The sequence below is a fragment of the Actinomadura sp. DC4 genome (assembly GCF_030406325.1).
Lineage (GTDB): Bacteria > Actinomycetota > Actinomycetes > Streptosporangiales > Streptosporangiaceae > Actinoallomurus.
In genome coordinates this window covers 92,745-107,866 of sequence record NZ_JAUEQY010000026.1, presented here as the reverse complement: position 1 = coordinate 107,866, position 15,122 = coordinate 92,745, and the positions used below count along the sequence as shown (strand labels likewise).

General features: G+C 70.9%; 18 protein-coding genes. 9 read left to right on the top strand and 9 right to left on the bottom strand.

The features are described from left to right. Positions 1-19: 19 nt before the first annotated feature. The 4 genes from QWU11_RS34600 to QWU11_RS34585 all read right to left on the bottom strand — a co-directional run bounded on the left by QWU11_RS34600 (position 20) and on the right by QWU11_RS34585 (position 2,559). Positions 20-799 carry an ABC transporter permease gene (locus QWU11_RS34600; RefSeq protein WP_290118714.1) on the bottom strand — a complete coding sequence of 260 codons (780 nt, stop codon included), beginning with the start codon at positions 797-799 and terminating at the stop codon, positions 20-22. A 14-nt stretch (positions 800-813) separates the two neighbouring features. Continuing rightward, a complete protein-coding gene (locus QWU11_RS34595; RefSeq protein WP_290118768.1) occupies positions 814-1,734 on the bottom strand; it encodes an ABC transporter ATP-binding protein in 921 nt (306 codons plus the stop codon). Positions 1,735-1,919: 185 nt separating this feature from the next. Next, the gene (locus QWU11_RS34590; RefSeq protein ID WP_290118713.1) at positions 1,920-2,246 is read right to left on the bottom strand and encodes a barstar family protein; all 327 of its coding nucleotides are present in this window, start codon (positions 2,244-2,246) and stop codon (positions 1,920-1,922) included. A 55-nt stretch (positions 2,247-2,301) separates the two neighbouring features. Beyond that, positions 2,302-2,559 (bottom strand): hypothetical protein, encoded by a 258-nt coding sequence (locus QWU11_RS34585; RefSeq protein WP_290118712.1) that lies wholly within the window; start codon positions 2,557-2,559, stop codon positions 2,302-2,304. 45 nt (positions 2,560-2,604) lie between these two features. Here QWU11_RS34585 and QWU11_RS34580 point away from each other — a divergent pair, with 45 nt between their 5' ends. Then, positions 2,605-3,048: a nuclear transport factor 2 family protein gene (locus QWU11_RS34580; RefSeq protein ID WP_290118711.1), complete on the top strand. Its 444-nt coding sequence runs from the start codon at positions 2,605-2,607 to the stop codon at positions 3,046-3,048. Between the two features lie 181 nt (positions 3,049-3,229). After that, positions 3,230-4,075 (top strand): hypothetical protein, encoded by an 846-nt coding sequence (locus tag QWU11_RS34575; RefSeq protein ID WP_290118710.1) that lies wholly within the window; start codon positions 3,230-3,232, stop codon positions 4,073-4,075. A 49-nt stretch (positions 4,076-4,124) separates the two neighbouring features. Here the strand turns inward: QWU11_RS34575 and QWU11_RS34570 are convergent, their stop codons facing one another. Continuing rightward, a complete protein-coding gene (locus tag QWU11_RS34570; protein ID WP_290118709.1) occupies positions 4,125-5,081 on the bottom strand; it encodes a LysR substrate-binding domain-containing protein in 957 nt (318 codons plus the stop codon). 54 nt (positions 5,082-5,135) lie between these two features. Between QWU11_RS34570 and QWU11_RS34565 the strand changes: the two genes are divergently transcribed. Both QWU11_RS34565 and QWU11_RS34560 read left to right on the top strand, forming a co-directional pair. After that, the gene (locus tag QWU11_RS34565) at positions 5,136-6,011 is read left to right on the top strand and encodes a serine hydrolase (protein WP_290118708.1); all 876 of its coding nucleotides are present in this window, start codon (positions 5,136-5,138) and stop codon (positions 6,009-6,011) included. 113 nt (positions 6,012-6,124) lie between these two features. Next, the gene (locus tag QWU11_RS34560) at positions 6,125-7,084 is read left to right on the top strand and encodes an MBL fold metallo-hydrolase (protein WP_290118707.1); all 960 of its coding nucleotides are present in this window, start codon (positions 6,125-6,127) and stop codon (positions 7,082-7,084) included. Between the two features lie 12 nt (positions 7,085-7,096). On the opposite strand, the gene QWU11_RS34555 is transcribed toward QWU11_RS34560, so the two are convergent. Further along, positions 7,097-7,657 (bottom strand): YciI family protein, encoded by a 561-nt coding sequence (locus tag QWU11_RS34555; protein ID WP_290118706.1) that lies wholly within the window; start codon positions 7,655-7,657, stop codon positions 7,097-7,099. 104 nt (positions 7,658-7,761) lie between these two features. On the opposite strand from QWU11_RS34555, the gene QWU11_RS34550 reads away from it, so the two are divergent. Together QWU11_RS34550 and QWU11_RS34545 are read left to right on the top strand one after the other, a co-directional pair. After that, the gene (locus tag QWU11_RS34550) at positions 7,762-8,475 is read left to right on the top strand and encodes an SDR family oxidoreductase (RefSeq protein ID WP_290118705.1); all 714 of its coding nucleotides are present in this window, start codon (positions 7,762-7,764) and stop codon (positions 8,473-8,475) included. Beyond that, positions 8,472-8,828 carry a nuclear transport factor 2 family protein gene (locus tag QWU11_RS34545; RefSeq protein WP_290118704.1) on the top strand — a complete coding sequence of 119 codons (357 nt, stop codon included), beginning with the start codon at positions 8,472-8,474 and terminating at the stop codon, positions 8,826-8,828. The genes QWU11_RS34550 and QWU11_RS34545 overlap by 4 nt, the downstream gene beginning before the upstream one ends. On the opposite strand, the gene QWU11_RS34540 is transcribed toward QWU11_RS34545, so the two are convergent. Beyond that, the gene (locus QWU11_RS34540; protein ID WP_290118703.1) at positions 8,825-9,478 is read right to left on the bottom strand and encodes a maleylpyruvate isomerase N-terminal domain-containing protein; all 654 of its coding nucleotides are present in this window, start codon (positions 9,476-9,478) and stop codon (positions 8,825-8,827) included. The two genes, QWU11_RS34545 and QWU11_RS34540, sit on opposite strands and share 4 nt — an antisense overlap. A gap of 69 nt (positions 9,479-9,547) precedes the next feature. Here QWU11_RS34540 and QWU11_RS34535 point away from each other — a divergent pair, with 69 nt between their 5' ends. Beyond that, positions 9,548-10,813, top strand: a complete 1,266-nt coding sequence (locus tag QWU11_RS34535) for a HEAT repeat domain-containing protein (protein ID WP_290118702.1) — start codon at positions 9,548-9,550, stop codon at positions 10,811-10,813. Between the two features lie 45 nt (positions 10,814-10,858). On the opposite strand, the gene QWU11_RS34530 is transcribed toward QWU11_RS34535, so the two are convergent. After that, the gene (locus tag QWU11_RS34530; RefSeq protein WP_290118701.1) at positions 10,859-12,847 is read right to left on the bottom strand and encodes an NPCBM/NEW2 domain-containing protein; all 1,989 of its coding nucleotides are present in this window, start codon (positions 12,845-12,847) and stop codon (positions 10,859-10,861) included. A 98-nt stretch (positions 12,848-12,945) separates the two neighbouring features. On the opposite strand from QWU11_RS34530, the gene QWU11_RS34525 reads away from it, so the two are divergent. Both QWU11_RS34525 and QWU11_RS34520 read left to right on the top strand, forming a co-directional pair. Continuing rightward, the gene (locus QWU11_RS34525; protein ID WP_290118700.1) at positions 12,946-13,464 is read left to right on the top strand and encodes a SigE family RNA polymerase sigma factor; all 519 of its coding nucleotides are present in this window, start codon (positions 12,946-12,948) and stop codon (positions 13,462-13,464) included. Then, a complete protein-coding gene (locus QWU11_RS34520) occupies positions 13,461-14,636 on the top strand; it encodes a hypothetical protein (protein WP_290118699.1) in 1,176 nt (391 codons plus the stop codon). The genes QWU11_RS34525 and QWU11_RS34520 overlap by 4 nt, the downstream gene beginning before the upstream one ends. Here the strand turns inward: QWU11_RS34520 and QWU11_RS34515 are convergent. After that, a complete protein-coding gene (locus QWU11_RS34515; RefSeq protein WP_290118698.1) occupies positions 14,623-15,096 on the bottom strand; it encodes a hypothetical protein in 474 nt (157 codons plus the stop codon). The two genes, QWU11_RS34520 and QWU11_RS34515, sit on opposite strands and share 14 nt — an antisense overlap. Positions 15,097-15,122: the final 26 nt, after the last annotated feature.

The window sequence follows — 15,122 nt, the reverse complement described above, 5'->3', positions numbered from 1 at the left end:
GAGTCCTTCCCGCCGCAACCTACTCCCAGCGGAACAACTTAGCGCTGGTCAGCCCGAACACCACCGCGTACGCCGCCATGACCAGCAGCTGCTGCGGGTGCGGCCAGTGCCCCTCGGACGCCCGCTGCAACGCCTGCACCGCCGGGCCGAGCGGGGTGCCGTGACTGATGTGGCGCAGAATGTCGGGCATCTGGGCGATGGGCACCCACAGGCCGGCGAAGAACATCATCGGGAAGAACAGGATCGTACCGATCGCCTGGGCGGTGCGCCCGCCCCCGGCCGTCGCTGCGACGAACAGGCCGACGGCCATGAGCGCGGCGGCGGCGAGGAGCGCGGCGACGACGAACCCCACAGGCTGCTTCGGCAGGCCCACGCCGTACGCGAGCCTGGCCACCACGAGGATCGCGACCACCGTGACCACGGTGACGGCGAAGTTGACCGCGAGCTGGGCGGTGAGCAGCCGGACCGGGCCCATCGGCGTCGTCTGGAGCCGGCGCAGGATGCCCTTCTCCCGGTAGCCGGCCAGCACCATCGGCAGCGCGCTGAGCGCGAGGATCGCGATCGTGAACGCGATGAGGACGGGCACGTAGATGTCGAGCGTCGTGGCGCCGCCGAAGTCCTTCTGCGGCTCCTTGAAGGAGTGGATGCTGCCGAAGATGATCAGCAGCAGCATCGGGAAACCGACGCCCCAGATGGGCCCGACCCGTTCGCGGACGAACAGTTTCAGCTCGGTGACGGTGAGCCGCCCGAGCCCGGACCGCGACGCTGCGGCCGGCGGTGCTGCGGTGGTGACGGACATGATGACTCCCACTTTCAGTTCTGGCTCTGCTCGGTGTGCCGGCCGGTCAACGCGACGAAGGCGTCCTCCAGGCTCGCCTGCTCGACGCGGAGCTGCTGCGCCACGACGTTGTTGCGCGCCAGCACGGAGGTGACGGCGTTCAGCGCGTTGTCGTTGCCCGTGACCACCACGACCTCGCCCCGGTGGACGACGCTGGTCACGTCGGGCAGGCCGGTCAGCAGCGTGTCGTCGAACGGCACGGACGGCCGGAACCGGATCCGCTGTTCGGTCTGGACACGCTCGGTCAGCCCTGCCGGGGTGTCCACCACGACGACACGGCCCGTGTCGATCAGCGCGATCCGGTCACACAGCCGCTCGGCCTCCTCCATGAAGTGGGTGACGAGCACGATCGTGACGCCGCGTTCGCGCACGTCCTCGATCAGCTGCCAGGTGTCGCGCCTGGCCTGCGGGTCCAGGCCGGTGGTCAGCTCGTCGAGCACCGCCACCCGCGGGTTCCCGACCAGCGCCAGCGCGATCGAGAGCCGCTGTTTCTGGCCGCCGGACAGCTTCCCGTACCTGGTCGAGCGCTTGCCTCCGAGCCCGAGCTGTTCCATCAGCCCGCGCCAGTCCGCCGGTGCCTCGTAGAAGGAGCTGTAGAGCTCGAGCGCCTCACCGACCTTCAGCCGGTCGGGCAGCTCGCCGTCCTGGAGCTGCACACCGAGGCTCTGCGTCAGCGCGGCGTGGTCCCGCTGCGGGTCGAGCCCGAGCACACTGATCTCACCCCGGTCGGGCCTTCGCAGCCCCTCGACGCACTCCACCGTCGTGGTCTTGCCCGCGCCGTTGGGGCCGAGGATCCCGAAGATCTCCCCCTCCTGGACGGTGAAGGAGACATCGTCCACCGCCACGGTCTCTCCGTAGCGTTTGTGCAGGTTCTGCACCTCGATCATTGCCGGCATGGGGTTCCCGTCCGTCGCGGTCATGTACCACTGAGCCTTCCGAAACCCGCCCGTACGCGGTATCGACCGCCCGGCGAAATCCCGCGGCCCGCGGACTGAGACCCCGGCTGGGCCGTACGGCCGAGCCGATCAACCGATCGGTTGACCCGTGCGGTACGCCGGGGGTCTGTTTCCGGTGGTGGACCTCAGCGCACGCTCACGCCGCCTTCGCGGAGAACCTCCAGAAGCGGGGCGCTGACGGAGGCGAGGGCCGGCCGGGCATTGTGAGGCTGACGCCAGTACAGGGTGAACGGGGGTCTCGCCCCCCAGCCGCCACGTAGGCAGTCGGCGAGTGCGTCGAGGTTCCAGCCGAAACAGCCGCCCGGACCGTTCACGGCCTCACCGAGGGCGCAGTAGAAGCTGTCCTCGTCCACCACGTCGCGCCCGTCGAGCTCGTATTCGGCGCCGGGCGGATCATCGGGGCCGCGACGGGGAGGCGTGGTGGTGCAGAGGGGAGCAGATCGTCGCACCACAGGCGTACGGTCAGATCGACCAGGCCTGACCCGCGCACCGAGGCCTCTTCTACCCTCAATCGGCGACGAAGTAGCCGCCGATCTCCGCTCCGGAGGGAGCGAGAAGCGTGAGGTCGGCGTTGCCTGCCCGTGCTCTCGTGCCGCCGATGTGGTCGAGGCAGGTCAGCAGTCCGGCCTGAAGGGCGCATCCCAGCAGGCGGACCCGCCGTTCGCCGTCTCCATCAGAGCTGAGCAGACCGACGGCCTCCTGGACGTGTGCCCGGACATCCCCGGTGTCGTCGCTGGTGAGAAGGTACTTGGTCCCACTGGTCATGACACGGTTCCCGGTACTGGCACGGAGATCTCTGATCCTATGGCGATGGTTAAGGTGATCAGCAGGGGCGGCGGTTCGCCCGACGGCCGGGCGATCGGAGATGACGTGGTGGGAGACCAGGAGATCCGGGCTGCGCTGGACCGTCACTGGGCGGCGTCCGCCTCAGGGGATCAGGACGTCGAGCACGAGATCTATCACGACGACGTGTTGGTCGATTATCCCCAGTCGGGCGAGCGTATCCGTGGCCGCGGCAACCTGCAGGCGCTGCGTTCGAACCATCCCGCCAGGCTGCGGTTCACCATTCGGAGGATTCTCGGCGGTGGGGACCTGTGGATTACCGAATATGTCATCGACTACGACGGGAAACCGGCTTTCACCACCAGCATCATGGAGTTCCGCGACGGGAAGGTCGTCCACGAGACGCAGTACTTCGCGGACCCGTTCGACGCGCCCGCCTGGCGCTCCCAATGGGTCGAGCCGATGTCCTGACGCGGGCGGTACGGCGGCGCCGCGCCGGGCGGCGGAGCGTCCAGGAGGCCAGGCGCCGTCGGCGATTTTCTTGATCCACAACCGGAGGCACGCCTGTGTGCACCATGATTCAGGCGATGGCGGCCCAACGGCGCCTGGACATCTTCGGCGAGGTCAAGAAATGGCCTCGAGAGGAGCCTTTGTGAGATCCACGATCGTGAGCGCTCTGGCGGCGATGGTGACCGTCGCCACGCTCGGTTTTACGGCGGCCCCCGCGTCGGCATCGGCCGATGGCACCCTGCGCGTCAGCCAGGATTCCGCCGGGCAGGTGGCGATTCAACAGGGTTCGACGCTGCGCGCCGGGCTCGTCAATGTCAATATCGCGAGCGCGTACACCGCCGCCGACCCCGAGACCTTCCAGCTTCGGAACGGTGCGACGCTCGCGCAGATGGACGTCAAGATCACCGAGGCCGGCAACTGGCAGGCCGACGCCGCCACGGCCGCGGCGGCGATGCGGTGGTTCGTGGACAACACCACCTTCTACGGCGGTCTCAGCGCCGTCGGGCAGGTGTCGTACAAGACGGTTCTGCCGGGTGGCTCCTACTACGCGGCACAGGTCAACAACCCGGCGGCGACGGCCCAGCCGTTCCGGGTGGTCGGCACGACGCACGCCACGCTGCCGGCGGCCAACCAGTCGGTCTCGATGACGGAGCCCGATCAGTTCGTGGTGAGCGGCCCCGGCGGCAAGCTGCACCGCGGTCCGCTGCGGATCTCCAACAACTCGGGTGAGCTGCACTTCGCGCAGCTCGTACAGGTCCAGCCCGGTACGACCGACGCGGACCTCACCGCCTGGTTCGCCGGCGGCACGAACCCGACGGTGACCGGCGGCTCGGTGCTGAACTTCGGCACTCAGACGCCGGGCCGGGCCGCCGTGGTCGACAACACGCTGCCGAACGGCACATACGCGGTGCTCGACTACATCCCGGACACCACGTCGGGTCTGCCGCACGCCTTCGGCGGCATGCACGCCGTGGTGACCATCGGCTGAACCACCCGCAGGAACGGCCCTGAGACCCCGTGTCTCAGGGCTGACCGGCTCACCCGCCCGCCGTGTAGACCACCGACCACGGGCGTGAGCCGACCGGGGCGGCGGGCGGAGGCGGGGCCTGGTCTCCGGCGATGACCTCCGCCGCCGTCGTCGCGAACCGGAGGACCGCCGGGTGGGTCATGTCGGCGGGCCAGGCGGCCGACACGGTTCTCAGCAGGGGGCCGTCCGTCAGGGCGCGCCAGGCCACCCGCGGCTCCCTGCGGGCCAGGGTCTCCTGTTCGAAGGCGACGCCGTGGCCGCCGAGGACCAGGCCGAGCAGGAACTCCGGATTGCGAGCGTGCCGCAGCAAAGATGGGGTGAAGCCGTGTTCCCGGCAGACCTCCAGTACGTGGTCGTACCAGCCGGGTGCCGTCGTACGCGGGGCCAGGATGAGGCCGTGGCCGGCCAGGTCGCCGAGCCCCACCTCGCGAAGCCGCGCCAGCGGGGACGTACGGGGCAGGACGACTCCCAGCGGTACGTCGACCGACGGGCCGAACCGCAGGTCGGCCGCCTCCACCGGATGGTGCACCAGGCCGACGTCCAGGTGGCCCGACGCGAGCAGGCGCAGTTGCTCGGCCGTCGTCAGCTCCTGCAGGTCGACGTCGAGTTCGGGGACCTCCTCGCCGAGCCGGCGGGACAGCGCCTGTAGCGACACCGCCGGCGTCTCCGGCGGGACGCCCGCGCGCAGTGTGCCGAGGGCGCCGTCCGCGGCCTTCCGCATCAGCAGGCGCAGCCGTTGCTCCCGGGCCAGCAGGTCCCGTGCCTCGTCGAGGAGGAGGCGGCCCGCCGTCGTCAGCGCGACCTGGCGGCGGGAACGGTCGAACAGCGCGACGCCGAGCTCCCGCTCGAGCCGCTGGATCGACTGGCTGAGCGGTGGCTGGGCGATGCCGATGATCTCCGCGGCCCGGCCGAAGTGGAGCTCCTCGGCGGTGACGACGAAGTACCGCAGATGACGGGAAAGATCCACGCCGACACGATACGTGATCGCGTATGGGAGCCGTGAGGCCGATAGCGTGACCGGGTGCGGACGGAGGATCTCATCGCCCGGACGTTCACCTCGGTGGGCGTCAGCGCCGGGCTTCACGTGGTCGACGTCGACGACGGCCGGGAGGTCGGCCTCGACCCCGACGGGCAGGTCGTCCTCGCGTCGGTGTTCAAGATCCTTCTCGTCCTGGAGTTCGCCCGGCAGGTCGCCGCGGGTCAGCTCGACCCGGCCGAGCGCCTCCTCGTACGGGCCGAGGACCGGCTCGGCGGCTGGGGGATGGCGGGGTGCGCCGACGACGTCGAGGCCTCGCTCCGCGACCTCGCGTACTTCACGATGTCGATCAGCGACAACACGGCCGCCGACCTGCTCATGCGCCGTATCGGCCCGGACACCCTCCCGTTGCTGGCGGGCGAGCTCGGCCTGACGCGCACCCGGGTCACCGGCGGGCCGCGGGAGCTCCTGGAGTCGGTGTTCGCGGACGTCGGTGCCCGGACCGAGGCGGAGTTCGCCGGAATCTTCCCCACCCTGCCGGAGGATCGCGTACGGGCGTTGCGCGTGTTCGACCCGGAACGCACCACGTCGAGCACCCCGCGGGACATCACCCGTCTGCTGAGCCTCATCTGGCGCGACGAGGCCGGTCCGCAGGCGGCGTGCGCCATGGTCCGGGAGCTGATGAGTCACCAGGTCTTCTGGACCCGTATCCCCAGCGGCTTCCCGCCGGCGGTGCGCGTCGCCGCGAAGACCGGCACCCTGCCCGGCCTGCACAACGAGGCGGGGGTCGCGGAGTACCCCGACGGCCGCCGGTACGCCATCGCGATCTTCGCGCGGGCCGAACGGCTCGACCCGCGCCGCATCGACGTGGATCTGGCGATGGGGGAGGCCGCCCGCGCCGCCGTCGAGGCCCTGCGATGACCTGCTCTCATATCCATACGCCTATGCGCCTTACGCCTCTGTGATCTTGGACGCGGCCGGTGCCCCGATGGTCGAATGCGGCCTGATCGTCCATCACAAGGGGGAGATTCAGCGTGTCCGGACAGCGAGTCGACCGGCGGCGTTTCCTGCGGAGCACGGCCGTCGTGTCGGTGGCGGGAGCGTACGCGGCGTCGTCGACCGGTGAGGCGCAGGCGGCGCCCAAGGCGAGGGGCAAGAGCACAAGCGCGACGTTCCAGTGGTTCGGGACGGCGGGGTGGAGGATCGACATCGGGTCGCGGACCCTGCTCGTCGACCCGTACCTCAGCCGGTACGACACCGGCATGTTCACCGGGTCGTTCGATCCGGCGACCGAGCTGACGGTGGCCACGGGCACCGTCGACCGGCACGTCGGCCGGCCGGAGACGGTCCTGGTGACCCACTCGCACTGGGACCACTTCAACGACGTGCCCTACATCGCCCAGAAGACCGGCGCGCGGGTCATCGGCACGATGACGGCCTACAACCTGGCGCGGGCCTCCGACGTCCCGTCCGGTCAGCTCGGGCTGGTCAAGGGCGGTGAGGTGCTCGACTTCGGCGCCTACACCGTCGAGGTCGTCGCCTCCCTGCACAGCCGCAACGCCGCGTACTCGGTCGCGCTGCCGGGCGTACGCCTCACCCAGCCGGAAAAGCCGCACACCGTGGCCGACCTGCCCGAAGGTGACACCCTCGCCTACCAGGTGACCGTCAAGGACGGCCCCTCGGTGTTCTTCATGGGCGGCAGCGACTTCGTCGAACGCAACGTGGCCGGCCTGTCCCCGGACGTCGCGATGATCGCGATGCAGGCCAGCGACTCGACCTACGCGTACGCCGAGCGGATCATCACGGCCCTGGGCCGGCCGCCGGTCGTCGTCCCGGTTCACTGGGACAACTTCGAGACCGCGCTGACGAACCCGCCGAAGCCCGATCCGTCGGTCAAACCGCACCTCGACGCCTTCGTCGCGGCGGTGGGAAAGATCAGCCCGCGCACCAAGGTCGTGCTCCCGGAGTACCTCACGCCGTACCGTTTCGCCTGATCGGCGGGCAGATCACGCCCGGCCGCCGAACTGCCAGCCGTGGACCTCGATGCCGGCGTACCGGTCCGCGGTCAGGACGGCGCGGGCCGCGTCCGGGTCCGAGGCCCGGAGCAGCGCCGCCGTGCCCAGCCAGGCGGTGCCGTCGTCGGACAGCAGGGGCCCGTACGCGATGAGTTCCCGGCCGGGCGGTACGGCGAGGTCGGCGGCCGGGCCCGCGCCGAGGCCGAGCACCAGGTACCGGTCGCCGCCGGTCCGGCCGCCCGGGAAATCCCACATCGTGCGCCCCAGCAGGTTGCGCCAGCGGCGCAGGAGCACGTCCCGGTACACACCGGCCTGGTAGTTGGGCTCCTCGAAGGCGAACGCGCGGGCGGTGGCGGGGTCCGGCAGGTCGATGATGTGCACGCTGCCGGTGGGCGTGTCGCCGTCGCCCGCGAGGGTCGGGCCGCGAGCGATCAGCTCCGCCGCGAACCGGTCCATGTACGACCAGTGCTCTTCGACCAGTTCGCCGCGCAGCGCCATCGAGCCGGGCCGATCACGGTGGTAGCAGAAGAACTCCATGCCGGCAGTCTTCACCCTGCGAGCCTGCGCCTCTCACCAGCGAGGCAGGCGGTCGTAGTGTTCTCCCTGTTCACGGCCTAGTTTCGATCGTAGAAGGTCGGATACCAGGGAGGTTCATCATGAGCGGAAGCCAGAAGGTCGCGGTCATCACCGGCGCGTCGCAGGGGATCGGCGCCGGCCTGGTCGAGGCGTATCGCAAGCTCGGCTACGCCGTCGTCGCCACGTCACGGACGATCACCCCTTCCAGCGACGCCGGCGTCGTGACCGTTCAGGGCGACATCGCGGACCCGGCCGCCGCCGAACGCGTCATCGCCGCGGGCATCGAGCGGTTCGGCCGGATCGACACCCTGATCAACAACGCGGGCGTGTTCGTGGCCAAGCCGTTCACGGACTACACCGAGGACGATTTCGCCGCCGTGATCGGGGTGAACACGGCGGGGTTCTTCCACATCACCCAGCGCGCCGTACGGGCCATGCTCGCTCAGGGCGGCGGCCATGTCGTCAGCATCACCACCAGCCTGGTCGACAACGCCGACGCCAACGTCCCGTCCGTACTGGCCTCGCTGACCAAGGGCGGCGTGCAGTCCGCGACCAAGTCCCTGGCGATCGAGTACGCCACGCGCGGCATCCGGGCGAACGCCGTGTCACCGGGCACGATCAAGACCCCGATGCACCCCGAGGCGACCCACGAGGCCCTCGCCGCTCTGCACCCGGTGGGCCGGATGGGCGAGGTGAGCGACATCATCGACGCGGTGATCTACCTGGAGACCGCGCCGTTCGTCACCGGCGAGATCCTTCACGTCGACGGCGGCATGAGCGCCGGTCACCGATGACGACCGAGATCCTGCGCGATGTCCTCGACCGGTGGAAGGCGGCGGTCGACGGGCACGAACCGCAGAGAGTCGCCGCGCTGTTCACCGAGGACGCGATCTTCCAGGGGCTGCACCCGTACACCGTCGGACGGCAGGGGGTCGCCGACTACTACGAGTCCCAGCCTCGCGGGATGACGGCCGCGTACCGCGTCCTCCAGACGAGGGAACCCGCCGACGGGCTGGTGCTCGGCTACCTCGACGTCGACTTCGCCTTCACCGACCGGCCCACGCTGAGCGTCAAGCTCGGCGTCCTGCTGACACGCACGCAGGACGGCTGGCGCATCGGCCACTACCAGGTCTCGCGCCTCGGCTAGCCGAGGACGAACGGAAGCCTCCCGGCGAGGCCGCCCAGCGCGGCTCGTTCCGCGTCGGCAGGGGGGCGGCGTCCGGTGCCGATCCGCAGCGCGTCCGTGTCGGCGAGCGAGGCGGGAAACGCCTCTCCTGTGATCGCCTCCAGCGCGGCGCGTGCCGCCGCGAGGGTTTCGGCGGGCGGTCCGGCGGCTCCGGGCCGGTGCGCGACCAGGTCGAGGTGGTGCAGGGTCCACTCGAGCACGTACGCGGACAGGTAGTCGCCTGCGGTCAGCACCTCGCCCTGCGTGCTCACGCGGGCGGCGGGATCGGCGAGCACGGCGGCGCGGCCCGCCGCGGAACCGACGTCGTCGAGGTGGAACTTCAGCAGCCGCGGCTCGACGTACGCGGCGGCCAGCCGGGGGATCAGCGCGTCGAGGGGGTCCTCGCCGGTCGGGGGCTCGACGAGCCTCCAGTAGGTGAACGCGTCCACGGTCGGCTCGGCCCCGGCGGGCGTGACCAGGGTGATCAGGACGTCCTGCGCGTCGATGACCAGATGGCACACCAGGTCACGAACGAGCCAGCCGCTGCATCCGGACGGCCGCTCGAAGTCCTCGTCCGGGGTCGCGGCGACCGCCGTGCGCAACGCCGCCCACGAGCTTGAGAAGAGGTCCACCGAGGCACCGTAGCGCGGTCGCACGGCGCCGGAGCCGAATGTCGGCGGACACCGCTACCGTCTGTCCCCATGGAGCTCCAGACGTTGGTCGACGGGTTCACCGGCGCGGGTGACCGGCAGGCGCAACTGGCCGCGGGCAAGGAGCTGGCGGCACTCGGCGCACCCGCCGTGGCCCCGCTCGTCGCCGTTCTCTGCGACGAGAGTTCGGCCGTGGACTGGTCGGTGACCGGGGTGTTGCTGCGCGAGATCGGCCGGCCCGCGCTGGAGCCGCTGGCCGACGCGATCGCCTCGGCCCCGACCCCGGAGGCGGCCCGACGGGCGGGATGGGCCTACGTCGGGCTGAAGATCGATGACCTGTCCGCGTTCGCCGCCCACCTCCGGCACCCGAGTCCGCAGGTCCGGGACAACAGCGTCCACGTGCTCAAGGGCAGGGGCGAGGCGGCGCTGCCGTACGCCGCCGAGCTGATCGAGCTGCTGGTCGATCCCGACGCCGAGGTCAGGCAGGGCGCTCTGTGGGCGTTGAAGGGCATCGGACCGGGAGTGGTGCCGCTGCTGCGGGAGGTCCGCCGATCCGGTGGCCGGCTGCGCAGGCCCGCGCTGGAGGCGCTCGCCGCCGTCGGCGGGCCGGCCGCACTGGACCAACGGGACCGCGACCTGGTCCGGCGGCTGGTCAGGATCAAGATCGCGACCGAGGTTCCCGAGCCGATGCATCTGTGCGGTTCGTGGTTCGCGATCCCCACCGGCGACCAGGCGGCGGTGCTCGACGCCTTCGATCTGTCCGGCCCCGAGCCGGTCACGATGCGGCTCGGCGAGTCGGCGTGGAACCACGACCAGCACGGCCTGGGGGATGACCATTCGCGCTGCTCACGCGCCTACGTGAGCCCGCGGCTCGACGGCTGGACCCTGGTGTTCGGCGCGGCCCACGACGACGGCGGCGATCAGTGGGACGCCGTACGCGATCGCTGCCGGGCGTTGAGCCGCCGGTTCGGCGGAGCGCACTGGTACGGCATGAGCTGCGGCGACGGCTGGACAGGATGGTGCCTCGCCGAGGACGGGGAGGTCGTCCGGTTCTATGAGAACGACGACCCTGACGAGCAGATCGGCCCGCGTCACTCTGCCGAAGAGGGATACCTGCTTTTCGAGGAAGACGACCTTTCGGAGGAATCGCTCGACGAGGAAGAGCCCGACCTCTGTTACGCGACCGTGGTCGCCGGACGGGCGTCGACCGATCCGTCCTCCTTCGGCGCCCACACCCGGGTCGAGGGCCACGGCGTCCTCGCCCTGACCTCCTGCGGCCGCGAACACGGCCAGCCGCGCGGCGCACTGCGCATCTGACCACCGTCCCGGCCCTGACGGGAGCTCGCCAGGGCCAGGATGCCATTAGTCCGCGCAGGTGAGGTGGGGCTGGGCGATGTCGGCGTTGTCGTAGCTGATGCCGTCACCGCCGTCGCCGACGTCGATCCGGAGCACGTGTGCGCCGGTCAGTGGCACGTCCACGTGTGCGGTCGGGGTGGCGTTGGTGACGACGCCGCTGTCGTAGACCGGCCGGCCGTCGGCGCTGATGCGGTACGTGACCGAGCCCTGGCCCTTGACCGAGTCGTCCAGCCCGAGGTCCGCGGTGAGCCGCGAACATCGCCCGCCGAGGTAGTACTCGATCGAGGCGACCGCGTTGGTCCAGAGCCCGTGCTGGTACGTCGTCCCGTGGATGGTCAGCGGACCGCCGAAGTAGCTCTTGTCGACGAGCACGGGCCCGTAGCCGTTCGCCGCCGACAGCCAGGACAGGTCGCTCAGGTACGGCGACCCGGCCGGCCCGGCGAGGACCCGTACGGCGGTCTCGCTCCTTACCGTCGCCGTGTGGGCACGCCACTTGTAGGTCGCCGTTCCCGTCAGGGCGTACGAGCCGGGCTTGACGTCCGCGGGCACCGTCACCTGCCAGGTGCCGGACAGCCGCCCGCCCGTGGGCACGGCGGGCGCGCGTACGGGCCGGCCGTCGATCTTCCAGCCGGACGGGCCGCTCAGCCTCAGCGTCGCGTTCGTGACCGGCGTGTTCCCGTCGTCGCCGAAGGCCGCCGCCGTGGTGATCTTCTCTCCGGCCTCGGCGACGTGCAGGTCGGAGCCGGGGTAGGCGGGCGGCACCTGCGGGTCGACGGAGACCTCGGTGAGCGGCGGGTATCGGCCGGCTCCGCCCCTCAGCGGCGAGACGCGGTACAGCGCGGCGCCGTGCGGGGGCACCGAGGCGGCGATCACACCGGCCGACGAGGCGGTCCGGTGCGCCCACAGGTCGCGGACGGCGTACGCGCCGGAAGGCAGGCCGGTGGAGATCCTCGTCGTGGTGTCGCTCCGGTTGAGGAGCATGACCGCGCGGTCGCCGTTCGCGAGGGTACGGGTCCAGACGTCGGCGGTGGCGGTGTGGGACAGGCGCGTCGCCTGGGCGCCCCGCGGGTCCTGGTCGATCGCGATCACCTCGCGGTCGGTGAGGATCGCCTTCGTGGCCGCGGACATGTTCCGCAGGTCGTTGCCGGCGAGCAGCGGGGCGGCCAGCATCGCCCACGCACTGAAGTGCGCCCGGCTCTCGGTGTCGCTCGCCATCTTGCCGACCATGAGGATGTCCGGGTCGTTCCAGTGCCCGGGCCCGGCGTACGGCGCGAGCGGCGCCTCCTGGTCGAGGTTGGCGAGGGTCTGGCTCCACTGGGAGCCGTAGTCGTTGTCGGTACGCCACAGGTTGCCGATGGCCGGCGCCCAGGTCCACGGCTGCAGCCTGGGGTCCCACTCGCAGATGCTGAACACCATGGGCCGGCCGGTGGCCTTCAGCGCCTGGCCGTAGGCGGTGTACAGCTTCACCGCGACCTGCTGCTGCGACAGGCCGGGGAAGTCACCGAACGGCACGTTGCACCAGTCGACCTTGACGAAGTCGACGCCCCAGGACGCGAAGGAGTCCGCGTCGTCCTGGACGTGGCCGTAGCTCCCCGGGTAACCGGCGCAGGTCTTCGTGCCGACGTCCTCGTAGATGCCGAGCTTCAGCCCCCGGGCGTGGACGTAGTCGGCCAGGGCCTTCATACCGTGGGGGAACTTAGCGGGGTCGGCCCGCAGCCGCCCGTCCGCGTCGCGCGTGGAGGCGGCCCAGCAGTCGTCGAGGTTGACGTAGCGGTAGCCGGCCTCGCGCATCCCCGACGCGACCATCGCGTCCGCGGTCTGCTCGACGAGCTGCTCGTTGACATCGCAGGAGAATGTGTACCAGTCGTTCCAGCCCATCGGGGGTGTGGCGGCCGGCGGCGGCTGGTGGTGGTGGCGGGCGGACGCGGGGCTCGCGGGCGCCAGCACGGCGACTACGGCCGCGCCGATCGCGATGAGGCGGGTGGGGCGGATCACCTTGGCTCCTTCTCGAGAGTAGGAGAAAGCGGGCACACCGCGGCATAGCGGTAGCCACCCCCAAGGGTCTCAGGGGTGACGGCAATTCGGAGGTGGCGATGGATACCGCGACGGAGCGGGAGTTCCGTGAGTTCATGGTGGAGAGGTCCGCCGCGTTGATGCGGCTGGCGTACCTCCTGAGCGGGGGTGACCAGCACGCGGCCGAGGATCTGTTGCAGACGGCGCTCACCAAGACGGTCACGCGATGGGCCAGTGCGAAGAGCCCTGAGGCGTACGTCCGCCAGGTGATGTACCGCCAGCAGGTCGACTTCTGGCAACGCCCGTGGAGACGGCGCGAGACCCACGTCGCGGTGCCCCCGGACGAGGTGCACCACGACGACGCGCCCGCCTCGGACCTGCGGATCACCGTACGCGAGGCGCTGACGCGGATCACGCCCCGGCAGCGGGCCGTACTCGCCCTGCGGTTCTTCGAGGACCTGCCCGAAAAGGAGGTCGCGCGGCTGCTCGGCTGCAGTGTCGGCACGGTGCGCAGCACCACCCACCGTTCGCTCGCCCGGCTGCGCGAGCTCGCCCCCGAACTGGGCGACGCGCGTCGTGTCAAGGAGGTCCTGCAGTGAACACCGAGACGCACATCAAGGACGCCTGCAGAGATCTGTCCTTCCAGGCTCGCGTGCCCGACGACCTGACCGAACGGGTCCTTTCCACGGACGACCGGAAGGTGCGGGTACGGCGGCCGCTGACGTACGCGCTCGCGGCCGGTGCGATGGCGCTCCTCGTGGGAGTGGGAGTGGCGGTGACCGGGGGACCGGCGTCGAAGGCGCCGACGCGGACGATCCAGCCGGTGACGCTGTCCTCGGACACGTCCCTGCGCACCGACCTCGGCAGTACGTTCCCGCGCCACCTCGTCGCGGCCGGGCACACCGCCGTCGCCGCGTACTACACGGCGCACAAGGGGGCGTCCGGCGGTGTCCAGCGCACGTGGTACCTGTACGACCCGGGCCCCGGAACGTACGAGAAGACCTCGTGGGCCTACCTCGACGTCGCGCCCGGCATGCACCAGGCGGCGGTGCTCGAGGGCCCGCTGCCGGCGCCGCGGGTCGGCATCCTCGACATGGCCACGCGGAAGGTCACCCGCTGGATCTCGATCGGGCACAAGGTCGGCGGTGTGGCATGGGCGCCGGACGGGCGGCGGCTGCTGCTGACCGCGTACGGGACGGACCCCGACGTGGCCGACACCTCCATGAGTTTCAACGGGCCCGCGGGCTCGCGGACCGGCTTCGCCGTCGTCGACACGACGACGGGACACGGCGCCTTCCACGCGCTGGCCCCCTACCCGGGCGCCCCCGGCACTCGCCAGGACCTCGGCTGGAGCAGGAGTGGCACGCTGATCTGGGCCCCGACCGAGACCGCCCCCGCGAAGGTCTTCTACGACCTGAACGGACGGTCCCGGCCCGCACCGGCGTACGAGGCCGACGACATGGAGGAGGCCGGACTCTCCCCGGACGGCACTCTCCTGCCGAAGTTCGGGCCGAAGCCGGGCCCCGCCGTCACGATCACGAACCTGAAGACGGGCAGGGCCGCCGCGGTCCTCCCGATCGAACAGGCCAGGGCCTGGGCGGATGACCGGCAACTGTTCGCGGTCGGCTGCGCGGTGAAGAAGTGCCGGGAAACCGGGGAGTTCCACAACCGGCTCCTCCTGGTGAACCTCCAGGGCAAGATCACGCCGCTCACGGGGTACCACCGCTCCGACAAGCTCGGCTCGTGGGTTCCGGTGTTCACCCACCGCTGAGCCGGACGGTGCCGTGCCTCTCCGGGGGCACGGCACCGTCTCGTTCCCCAGCGTCGGCGGTGGTGGCCAGCGTCGGCCCCGTTGAGAAGGCGTCGACGGAATCGGTGATGTCGTGGACGAGCTGCGGTTCTCCTACTGCGAGGGCTGGGACCCCGAAGGCGCGACAGGCCGTCGGCCCGCTCTCGTCGGCCTCTTCCTGACCCGCGACTGCCGATGGACCTACGCCGGCGACGCGCAGACCGAGTTCGACGACGAGGCCGTCACGCGCGAGACGCGCATGACGCCGGGCGGCCGGCTGGAGGTCCGAGATCGGCCGGAGGGCTCGAAGGGCGGCCTGAAGGTTCAGCGGATCTCCGCGGAGGACCGCTGGCACGAGGCGCCCGAGTTCGGCGACTGGAGACGCTTCACGGCGCTGTTCACGGGTCTCGAGGTCGTCCTCCGCGACACATCGGTCGCCCACGGGGAGGGGCTTCCCGCCACGAACCC